This window comes from Mycobacterium sp., assembly GCF_049673265.1.
In the GTDB taxonomy this organism is placed as follows: Bacteria; Actinomycetota; Actinomycetes; order Mycobacteriales; family Mycobacteriaceae; genus Mycobacterium.
This window is the reverse complement of sequence record NZ_JBATXN010000185.1, coordinates 1-5,810: the sequence shown is the minus strand read 5'-3', so window position 1 is coordinate 5,810 and position 5,810 is coordinate 1. Positions and strand designations below refer to the sequence as shown.

At 64.8% G+C, this 5,810-nt stretch carries 7 protein-coding genes; 3 read left to right on the top strand and 4 right to left on the bottom strand.

Going from position 1 to position 5,810, the window contains the following annotated elements; all coding sequences use genetic code 11:
* Positions 1-192: 192 nt before the first annotated feature.
* The 4 genes from WBF82_RS06570 to WBF82_RS06555 are packed head-to-tail and all read right to left on the bottom strand — an operon-like array spanning position 193 to position 3,538.
* Positions 193-612, bottom strand: a complete 420-nt coding sequence (locus tag WBF82_RS06570) for a hypothetical protein (protein WP_424382261.1) — start codon at positions 610-612, stop codon at positions 193-195.
* On the bottom strand, positions 612-2,939 hold the full coding sequence (locus tag WBF82_RS06565) for an ADP-ribosyltransferse (RefSeq protein ID WP_424382260.1): 2,328 nt from the start codon (positions 2,937-2,939) through the stop codon (positions 612-614). Before WBF82_RS06565 ends, WBF82_RS06570 begins: the two co-directional genes overlap by 1 nt.
* Positions 2,940-2,943: 4 nt before the next feature.
* Positions 2,944-3,234 carry a WXG100 family type VII secretion target gene (locus WBF82_RS06560; RefSeq protein WP_424382259.1) on the bottom strand — a complete coding sequence of 97 codons (291 nt, stop codon included), beginning with the start codon at positions 3,232-3,234 and terminating at the stop codon, positions 2,944-2,946.
* Positions 3,227-3,538 (bottom strand): WXG100 family type VII secretion target, encoded by a 312-nt coding sequence (locus WBF82_RS06555; RefSeq protein WP_424382263.1) that lies wholly within the window; start codon positions 3,536-3,538, stop codon positions 3,227-3,229. Before WBF82_RS06555 ends, WBF82_RS06560 begins: the two co-directional genes overlap by 8 nt.
* Positions 3,539-3,610: 72 nt before the next feature.
* Here WBF82_RS06555 and WBF82_RS06550 point away from each other — a divergent pair, with 72 nt between their 5' ends.
* From WBF82_RS06550 to hemC, 3 genes are all read left to right on the top strand, one after another.
* Positions 3,611-3,874, top strand: a complete 264-nt coding sequence (locus tag WBF82_RS06550) for a glutaredoxin family protein (protein WP_424382258.1) — start codon at positions 3,611-3,613, stop codon at positions 3,872-3,874.
* Positions 3,875-3,971: 97 nt separating this feature from the next.
* Positions 3,972-5,321, top strand: coding sequence for a glutamyl-tRNA reductase (locus WBF82_RS06545; RefSeq protein WP_424382257.1), 1,350 nt, complete (start codon positions 3,972-3,974; stop codon positions 5,319-5,321).
* A 13-nt stretch (positions 5,322-5,334) separates the two neighbouring features.
* On the top strand, positions 5,335-5,810 hold a 476-nt coding region (gene hemC, locus WBF82_RS06540; RefSeq protein WP_424382262.1), incomplete at its 3' end, for a hydroxymethylbilane synthase.

Sequence of the window (5,810 nt, the reverse complement as noted above, 5' to 3'; positions counted from 1 at the left end):
GCGACACCGCTGGTGGTGTCGAATTCGTGATTCGATATCAGGGATCCAAGTACAGAAAACCAAAGTATTGTAGAAAGTACTCCAAGAGCGTTCTCATTTCCCGGCCTCTCCAGCGGGTGGGACCTATGTGTGTCGTCTAGCTGCCGACATCCGCGTGATTCCTGATATCTTACTTCAGCCGCCGTAGCTAAATTATTCCTTCGGAGTACCCCAGTATTTGATAGCGTTTGCATTCTCGAGTTCCGTAAGTGCTGTGCAAGACGCAGTAGCTGATGAGTCGGAAAAGAGCTCCTCAATGCGGCTCAGATTATCTCGAACCCACGCCACCGCATCGCCAGGCGATACCGGACTTTGTTCATCATAGCCATCAAGGTACTGCCGAATTATCGATATGCGGAACCAGTTTCCCGGTGAACTCAACTTGGTCGGCGCGATATCGATCCGAATCTGGCCGAGATTGTTAGTAAGCTGCCAGCTGAGCAGAGGGCCTGTAGCTGTCAAGGAGGCGTTGATTGTGGCACTGCCGTCGGTGCTGGAGTCCGTAATGTGATAATTCGGATCTAGATAAAGAAAACTGAAATATTTCAAGTAGAACTCCAGCAATTCCTCCATTACCGTCCTCCTTCGGGCGGGGGAACCAAGGTGTTGGTGCCTGTAGGTCGGTAGCCGTGTGATTCGAGATATCGAATTTCCGCGCCAGTGAAACTATTTGGATCAATCTTTCCAAACGGTACCGACAGGGTGACAGTGTCGCGTTCCGCGATAGCCAAGTCGAGCAAGTGCTGGTTCGCGGCGAGTCGTTCGCCGGGGGTGGCCGCATCCCATGCGTCGCCGATATCGAAGTAGCTAGCTTTCAGGGCTTCCGCCAGCTTGATGTACGAAAGGCCGCCTCCCGGAGGGCTAAACGGGCCGATGACGGTTCGGCCGCTGCCATTGAAGTGTTGTTCGGACAATGCTCGCAGCGCGTCGCTCATGTGGTCGAGTGGGTTGTCGTATGTGAACTCGGGGGGACCGTGCGGGGCACCGCCCTCAGGCGGGTGATCCCCGGGTGCGCCATCGTGCTGAGGCGGCTCAGCCGGGTGATCACCGGGCGCGCCGTCGTGCGGTGGCGCGGATGGGTGATCGCCCGGCCCAGGCGTGTGGGATGACGGTGGCTCGGATGGATGCCCTTCAGCCGGAAAGTGGGAAGGCGGGGCTGTTGGCTCCGCGGGTATGGATTGCTGGGTGTGTGGGGCGTTGGGTGCTGGCTCGGCGGGAGGTCCGCTGAGCGGCGCGTGGCTGGGAGCTGCAGGAGGTGCCCCCGATGGCGCCTCTCCGGTCGGCCCGTGGCCGGGTCCCGATGGCGCTGGCTCGACCCGTGGTTTGGGACCTTCGCCGGGGGCAGGCTTATCCGCGACGGGTGGTTTCGATTCGGTTGGACCGTGGGGCGGCGAACCGTCCGTGGGGGCTGAGGTCGGCGTCGTCGGTGCTGGTGCAGCGGGCTTGTCGGGGGGCACGGGCGGCCGCTCAGGAGGTGGTGGTTCCACGCGCGGCGCGTGCGGTGCCGGCGCAGGAGCGCCGGCTTTCGGTACACCCTCAAGCGCCCGCGGCACCGCGGCCTCCCTAGGAGCCGCCTTGGCCGCCGCTTCCGCTCCGTCAATGGCAGCGCGAGCACCCTTGCCGGCTGCCGCCGCTTCACCGCCGCCAGGGATCAAAAGCGTCGCAAGGTCGAAGGTGCTTCTCCCGGCGGCGTCGACAGGATCCGTCTTCCATTCGTCCCAGTGGACTGCGTTTTTGCCCAAGTCTTTCCACGCCTGCACGATGCTGGGCGCGTGCTCGTCACCCAGACCGACCAGCGGAGCCATCCCGCCGATCAGGTGCTCCCAGGAGTGGTACCAGCCCTTGGGATCGACCAAAGCGGTTAGCGGCCCGTAGTTCCAGACCTCCTCGACGAATTCGACCCCTTCTTCGCCAAAGGCCTTGCCGAATCGGCCGATTTGGTTTACGACTCGGCCGACATCGGTGTGGTGCAGGAACTGATCCCATTCCTTATCGGCGTAGCGGCCCATGTTGGTGAGGATCGTGTCCGCCGCGGAGATCGTGGCAGCGATTTGTTGGCGCAGTGCGTCGACTTCGGCGGTGAAGTTGTTGACGATCGTGCGAATGTCGTTGGCAATCTTCTTGATTTCGTCTTCGTCCTGATCGGTCAAAAGTTCCCAGACCTCTTTGATCCCGGTCGTCGGGTCGCAGATGCGGGACAACAAATCCAGGATCGCCGCGTGGACTGCATCGATTTTTGCCGCATACGCATTGAGCTGAGCCGCGATTGACACGCACTGCTGCAAGATTGCGGCCGCGCTGCGATTGGCTTCGGTGAACGCCGCCGCAATGGCCGGGCCTTCGGGGATCTGCTGTGCGCCAACAGTGCCCATCGGCCCTCCCGCACCGGTTATTTCACTGGCCTCAAAGTTGGTTCCAGCGCTGATCCAGGCGCCCGCCGCCGCCCGCAACTTCGCCGAATCCCCGTTCGGCCAGATCATTCCGATAAAGGGAGCTACCCAACCCCAGCCTGCCGGGGCGCCGACACCGCTGCCAACCGCTGACGGCGCTGAGCCCGCCGACACCGGGGCGGGCGGCTGCGGCGCGGGAAGTGGCTCGCCGTGCCCGGAGATATTTGACGACGCTTCGGCTACCGAATAGTTGTGTGCCGACATCCGCACGCCATAACCCAGCCCGCACAAGCCATTTCGCGTGACAGCCATGGCCTTAAGCAGCTTGGAGGCCGAACTGTTGTAGCTCCGACCAAATGCCGCACCTGCCGGGTCGTCGCCGGCCATTCCGTCGCATCCCGCCAGCGCCGTAGTCAACGTCGAGATGACCGACCCCAAACCCTCGCCGGTCGAATTCACCGCGGCGCCGGCCCCATCGAGCGCCGGCGGATCAACCGTCAAGGGCGCCATCAGCTCACGACCACATGGTCGTATTCGTGGTCATCGCGCCGGTGTAGTTGTGATGGGCCGTTGTGCCAGCAGTCTTCAACTGCGCCAATGCTTCCCGCATCATCGCTTCGCCACGCGACCAATGCCGGTGCGCCTCGGCGTGAGCCTCCGCAGCCTGACCCGACCAGGTCCCATGCAGATGGCTCACCAACGAGTCGATTTCGCCAACCACGCATGCGGTGTGGCGCACGAACTCGCTCATCCGCGCCACCGCTTCGGCCAACGAATCGGGATCGACGCTAAATGCATCACTCAACCTCGATGCCCCCCATCACCTGAGCCGACGCCGAGTCCTGGGCCTGGAAAACAACTCCGGCGACACCGACCGCCTCCGCCAATTTTGCCAGCCCCAACTGCACCTCACCGGCCCCGCGATGCCACAGATCCCACGCTTGGCCATACGCGCCGCCCGCCCCGCCTTGCCAGCCGGACAGCATGTCGCGGACTTGACTGTCAAGCTCAATCAGCCTGGTATTCAGATCCTTTGCCGCCCCAGCTAACGCCTGCGAAGCCCCGTGCATCACGTCGGGGTTAACCCGCAGCGGCTCCCGCTCAGCCATGGCGGTAAAGGTAATGACCAGGAGCACTCGCCACAACTCACCCGGGATGAGATCAACTGCCACACTGGGACTATGAGCCGCCCACAGGTCCAGTTGTTGACCCGCGCCGGGTGCACGATCTGCGATCGGGTGCACGCGCATCTGGAGCAACTGGCCGCCGAACTTGATTTCGACCTGTCGACCACCGACGTCGAGGCCGCCGCAGCGGCCGGCAACACCGGCCTGCGCGCCGAGTTCGGTGACCGGCTGCCGGTGGTGCTGCTCGACGGCCGCGAGCACAGCTACTGGGAGGTTGACGAGCCCCGGTTGCGCAAAGATCTGGGGGAGCGCAGGTGACGACCCCGCAAATTTGGTGGGCCACCTGTCAAACGTCTACCGTGGACATCAGTTCGATCACTGGTGATAGCAAGGGAGCAGGCCAGGTGATGCAGCCGTGAGCGTCCTGCTCTTTGGGGTGTCGCACCGCAGCGCCCCGGTCTCCGTCCTGGAGCAGCTGAGCACCGACGAGTCCGACCAACTCAAGATCGTCGACCAGATGATGCAGTCGCCGCTGGTCACCGAGGCCATGGTGCTGTCTACCTGCAACCGGGTCGAGGTCTACGCGGTGGTCGACGCCTTTCACGGCGGTCTGTCGGTCATCGGGCAGGTGCTTTCCGAACATTCCGGGATGTCGCTGGGTGAGCTCACCAAATACGCCTACGTCCGCTACAGCGAGGCCGCGGTCGAGCATCTGTTCGCCGTGGCCAGCGGCCTGGATTCCGCCGTGGTCGGCGAGCAGCAGGTGCTGGGCCAGGTGCGCCGCGCCTACGCCGCCGCCGAGGCCAACCGCACCGTCGGCCGGATACTGCATGAGCTGGCCCAACGCGCGCTCGCGGTTGGCAAACGCGTACACACCGACACCGCGATCGACGCCGCAGGCGCGTCGGTGGTCTCGGTCGCGCTCGGCATGGCCGACACCAAGCTCGGCGGGCTGAAAGGCAAAACCGCAGTGGTTGTCGGCGCCGGGGCGATGGGCGCCCTGTCGGCGGCTCACCTGGCCCGCGCCGGTGTCCGCGATATCCACGTCGTCAACCGGTCACTGCCCCGCGCGCAGCGGCTAGCGCGCAAGATCCGCGAATCGGGCGTGGGAGCCGAGGCGCTCAGCTTCGATCGGCTGCCGTCCGCGCTGGCCGACGCCGACCTCCTGGTGAGCTGCACCGGAGCCGTGCGCCCGGTGGTGTCGCTGGCCGACGTGCACCACGGGCTGGCCGCTGCCCGCCGCGACGAGAGCGACGAGCCGCTGGTGATCTGCGACCTGGGCATGCCGCGCGACGTCGACCCGGCGGTGGCCGGGCTGCCGGGCATCTGGGTCGTCGACATGGATCGCGTGCAGCGGGAACCGTCGGCCCGTGCTGCGGCTGCCGACACCGAGGCCGCCCGCCACATCGTCGCCACCGAGGTCGCCACTTACCTTGCCGGGCAGCGGATGGCAGAGGTCACCCCGACCGTGACCGCGCTGCGCCAGCGCGCCGCCGACGTCGTCGAGGCGGAGTTGCTGCGCTTGGACAACCGGCTGCCCGAGCTCGACGCCGCCCACCGCGACGAGGTGGCTCGCACCGTGCGCCGGGTGGTGGACAAGCTGCTGCACGCACCCACCGTGCGGATCAAGCAGTTGGCCAGCGCACCCGGTGGCGACAGCTACGCCGAAGCGCTGCGCGAGTTGTTCGAACTCGACCAGAACGCCGTCGACGCTGTCGCTACTGCAGGCGAATTGCCTGTTCTGCCAACCGATTCCGCTGAGTAGCCGCTTGGTCGACGTGATCCGGATAGGCACTCGGGGCAGTCTACTGGCCACCACCCAAGCCGGTGGTATCCGCGACGCCTTGCTCGCTAATGGCCATGCCGCCGAGCTGGTCACGATCAGCACCGAAGGCGACCGCTCGACGGACCCGATCGCCAGCATCGGCGTCGGGGTCTTCACCGCCGCGCTGCGACAGGCCATCGAGGACGGCCGCGTCGACGTGGCGGTGCATTCGCACAAGGATTTGCCTACCGCCGACGATCCGCGGTTCGTGATCGCCGCCATACCGCCACGGGAGGACCCACGCGACGCCGTCGTCGCCCGTGACGGGTTAGTGCTGGCACAGCTGCCGAGCGGCTCGGTGGTCGGCACGTCGTCGCCCCGGAGGGCCGCACAGCTTAGAGCACTGGGTCTCGGTTTGGAAATCCGCCCCCTAAGAGGCAACCTAGATACCAGGTTGAACAGGGTAAGCAGCGGTGATTTGGACGCAAT

What these genes read in the sequence shown, in the direction of transcription:
- WBF82_RS06570 (WP_424382261.1), bottom strand. Translation starts at nt 612, where the DNA reads ATGGAGGAATTGCTGGAGTTCTACTTGAAATATTTCAGTTTTCTTTAT.
- WBF82_RS06565 (WP_424382260.1), bottom strand. Translation starts at nt 2,939, where the DNA reads ATGGCGCCCTTGACGGTTGATCCGCCGGCGCTCGATGGGGCCGGCGCC.
- WBF82_RS06550 (WP_424382258.1), top strand. Translation starts at nt 3,611, where the DNA reads ATGAGCCGCCCACAGGTCCAGTTGTTGACCCGCGCCGGGTGCACGATC.
- WBF82_RS06555 (WP_424382263.1), bottom strand. Translation starts at nt 3,538, where the DNA reads ATGGCTGAGCGGGAGCCGCTGCGGGTTAACCCCGACGTGATGCACGGG.